The 3,841-nt window shown below is 79.0% G+C and carries 2 protein-coding genes; both read left to right on the forward strand.

The window, feature by feature from the left end; all coding sequences use genetic code 11:
- The first annotated feature begins 555 nt into the window (after positions 1-555).
- Positions 556-1,725, forward strand: coding sequence for an exonuclease SbcCD subunit D (locus tag VR45_RS02480; protein ID WP_045938004.1), 1,170 nt, complete (start codon positions 556-558; stop codon positions 1,723-1,725).
- The coding region (locus VR45_RS02485) for an SMC family ATPase (protein WP_052708801.1) at positions 1,722-3,841 on the forward strand (2,120 nt) is incomplete at its 3' end. The genes VR45_RS02480 and VR45_RS02485, both read left to right, overlap by 4 nt.

The following is a 3,841-nucleotide window of genomic DNA, read 5'->3' on the forward strand; positions in this document are numbered from 1 at the left end:
CGAGCGCCACCGGCTGCGGCGGGGGCGCCCCGCGCGGTCGCCCCCGGCGCCGCTCCCGCACCCCGGGACCGGCGGGCCCGCCCGCGCCGCCCGCCCTGGGCACGCTCGCCCCGCCGCCCGGCGGCCGCCCGTCGGGGATCCTCCCGCCCGGGCCGGCCGGCCCGGGCCGACGCCGCTCCGCACCGGGACCCCACAGCCGCACCACGGGCGCGCGCCACCGCTCCCGGCAGCCACCCGCACCCGGACGCCGGTCCCGGCCCCGCCTCCGGCACCGCCCCCGCTCCTGCTCCTGCTCCCTCGCCCGCCGCTGGTCCGGGCCCTGGAACCCGCTCCGCATCCGCTCGCGCACGGTCGTCTCCCTCCGTCGTCGGTACTCCCGCACCGGCCCCACGAGCCCCTCGGCTCCCGGCGAACGCGACCATACACACCGTCACCGACAATCGACCCGGAGTGATGCCGACGAGGCCCGGCGGGCGGCCCGGGGACGGTCCCGGGACGGTCGGCGGCACCCGTTCCGGACCGGGTTGTCGGTGGCGCCCGTTATGGTCGGGAACCATGCGACTGCTGCATACCTCCGACTGGCATCTCGGGCGCTCGTTCCACCGGGAGAGCCTGCACGACGCCCAGCGCGCCTTCCTGGACCACCTCGTGGCGGTGGTCCGGGACGAGCGCGTCGACGCCGTGCTGGTCGCCGGCGACGTGTACGACCGCGCGCTGCCGGGCCTGGAGGCGGTGGCGCTGTTCGACGACGTGCTGCACCGGCTGGCCGACCTCGGCGTGCCGACGGTGTTCATCAGCGGCAACCACGACTCGGCCCGCCGCCTCGGCGTCGGCGCGGGCCTCATCGGCCGGGCCGGTATCCACCTGAGGACGGACCCGGGCGAGTGCGCCGAGCCCGTGCTGCTGGCCGACGCGCACGGGCCGGTCGCCGTCTACGGACTGCCCTACCTGGAGCCCACCCTGGTCCGGGAGCGCTTCGGCCTGGCCCGCGGCGGGCACGCCGCCGTGCTCGGAGCGGCGATGGACCAGGTCAGGGCCGACCTCGCGGCCCGCCCGGCCGGCACCCGCGCGGTCGTCCTGGCGCACGCCTTCGTCACCGGCGGCGAGCCCAGCGACAGCGAGCGCGACATCGCGGTGGGCGGGGTCGCGGCCGTACCCGCCTCGGTCTTCGACGGCGTGCACTACGCCGCGCTCGGCCATCTGCACGGCTGCCAGACCCTCGCCCCGCACCTGCGCTACAGCGGCTCCCCGCTCGCCTACTCCTTCTCCGAGCACGAGCAGCGCAAGAGCATGTGGCTGGTCGACCTCGCGGCGGACGGCTCGGTCACCGCCGAGCGGGTGCCCTGCCCGGCCCCCCGGCGGCTGGCCCGGCTGCGCGGCCGGCTCGAGGAGCTGCTCACCGACGAGCGGTACACCGCCGACGAGCAGTCCTGGGTGCAGGTCACCCTCACCGACCCGAGCCGCCCCACCGAGCCGATGGAGCGGTTGCGCCGCCGCTTCCCGCACACCCTCCAGCTGCTGTTCGACCCGGAGGAGAGCACCGCCGCCGCCTCCCCCTCCTACGCGTCCCGGGTCAGCGGGCGGACGGACCTGGAGATCGCCGAGGGCTTCCTGCGGCACGTCCGCCCCGGCGCCGACCCCGACCCGGACGAGCTGGGCTGGCTGCGCGAGGGCTTCGAGCGCGTCCGGGAGACCTCCGACCGGAAGGCGGAGCTGCCCCGATGAGACTCCACCGGCTGACCGTGACCGCCTTCGGCCCCTTCGCCGGCGCCGAGACGGTCGACTTCGACGCGCTGGCCGCCGGCGGCCTGTTCCTGCTGCGCGGCGCCACCGGCGCGGGCAAGAGCAGCGTGCTGGACGCGGTCTGCTACGCCCTCTACGGCGAGGTGCCCGGCACCCGCCGGGCCAACCGGCTGCGCAGCGACCACGCCGAGCCCGACCGGCTGACCGAGGTCCGGCTGGAGCTGACGCTCGGCGGCCGCCGGCTGGAGATCATCCGGATCCCCGAGCAGCCCCGGCCGAAGAAGGTCGGCACGGGCATGACCGTCGAGCGGGCCCAGACCCTGCTGCGCGAGTGGTCGGCGGACGGCGCGGGCACCGGTGCGGGCGGGCCCGGCTGGCGGGCGGTCAGCAAGTCGCACCAGGAGGCCGGCGAGGAGATCCACCGGCTGATCGGGATGAGCCGGGACCAGTTCTGCCAGGTGGTGCTGCTGCCGCAGGGCGACTTCGCGCGCTTCCTGCGGGCCGACTCGGAGGAGCGCGGCAAGCTGCTGCGCCGGCTGTTCGACACCGAGCGGTTCCAGTCCGTCGAGGCCTGGCTCGCGGAGCAGCGCCGGGCCCACGAGACCGCCGTCCAGACCGGGCGCCGCCGGCTGCGGGACTTGGCCAGCAAGGCCGAGCAGGCGGCCGGACCGGGCGCCGAGCCCGCCGAGGGCCCGATGGCGGCCACGGACGAGGCGGCGCCGAGCGCGGCGGCGGACGCCGAGCTCACCACGGGAGTGCTGGGCTGGGCGGCGGTGCTGCGCGGCGGCGCGGCCGAGCAGCTGGCCGTCGCCGAGGCCGCGCTGGCCGGCGCGGAGGAGGCGCACCGGGCGGCGCAGCGGGCCAGGGAGGCCGCCGAGCAGCGGGCCGACCGGCAGGAGCGGCACCGGCAGGCGGTGCGGGAGGCGGCCCGGCTGGCCGAGGACGAGCCCGCCCGCGCGGCGGACCGGCGGCGGCTGACGGCGGCGCAGGCGGCGGTCGGCGTCGAGTCCGTGCTGCACCTGCGGGAGCGCGCGGCGGCCGCCTACCGGCAGGCCCGGGAGGAGGAGCACCGGCACCGGGCGGTCCTCGCCGAGGTCGCGACCGGCCCGACCGGCCGTGCGCTCCTCGGCGGCAGCGACCGCCCCGACGGCAGCAACCCCGGCGACGGCAGTGAGCGCGGCGACGGAACGGCCGGTGCCGGCCGGGCGCTGGCGCACGCCGAGGCCGAGGAGTTGGCCGAGGCCGAACGGCGGCTGCGCGCCGAGATCGTCCGGCTGGAGGCGGCCGGGGCGGACGAGCGGCAGTGCGCCGAGCTGGCCGGTACCCGGACGGCGCTGACCGCGGACCTGCGGCGGGCCGAGGACCTCGCCGAGGAGGCGGGCGAGTGGCTGGCCGAGTTCGACGCCCGGCACGCCGCCCTGAAGGAGGAGGAGTCCGCCGCCCGGGAGGCCGCCGCGCTGGTCGAGCGGCTGGACGCCCGGCGCGCGGAGCTGACCGCCCGGTTGTCCGCCGCCCGGGCCCGGGACGCGCTGGACGGCGAGGTCGGCCGGGCCGGGCCGCGCGCCCTCGCCCTGCGCGCCGAGGCGCTGGACGCCCGCCAGTACGGCCTGGAGCTCCGTGAGCGCCGGCTCGCCGGGATGGCCGCCGAGCTGGCCTCCGGGCTGAGCACCGGCGAGCCCTGCCGGGTCTGCGGCTCGGCGGAGCACCCGGCCCCGGCCCGCCCGGTCGGCGAGCCGGTCCGGGCCGAGGACGAGGAGCGGGCCCGGCGCGCCCAGACGGCCGCCGAGCAGGCCGCCGACGCGGCCGAGCAGGAACTCGCCGGGCTCCGGGTGCGCCGCGCGGCGGCCGCCGGCGCGGCCGGTGAGGAGGCCGCCGACGCCCTGGCCGGAGTGCTCGGCGGGCTGGGGGCGGAACACCGGGAAGCGGTCCGGGTCGCGGAGCGGCTCGGTGCGGTCGGCCGGGCCGTCGAGCGGCTCACCGAGGAGCAGACCGCCCGCCGCACGGCGCTCTCCGACGCCCGGGAGCGGAGCGCCGAACTCGCCGCCCAGGCCCGCGCCCTGCACGCCGAGCAGGAGAAGCTGACCGCCCGGGTGGCGGC

This window comes from Streptomyces sp. NRRL S-495, assembly GCF_000966955.1.
GTDB classification, from domain to species: Bacteria; Actinomycetota; Actinomycetes; order Streptomycetales; family Streptomycetaceae; genus Kitasatospora; species Kitasatospora purpeofusca.

Coding starts and splice junctions, on each gene's coding strand:
- VR45_RS02480 (WP_045938004.1), top strand. CDS start 556: ATGCGACTGCTGCATACCTCCGACTGGCATCTCGGGCGCTCGTTCCAC.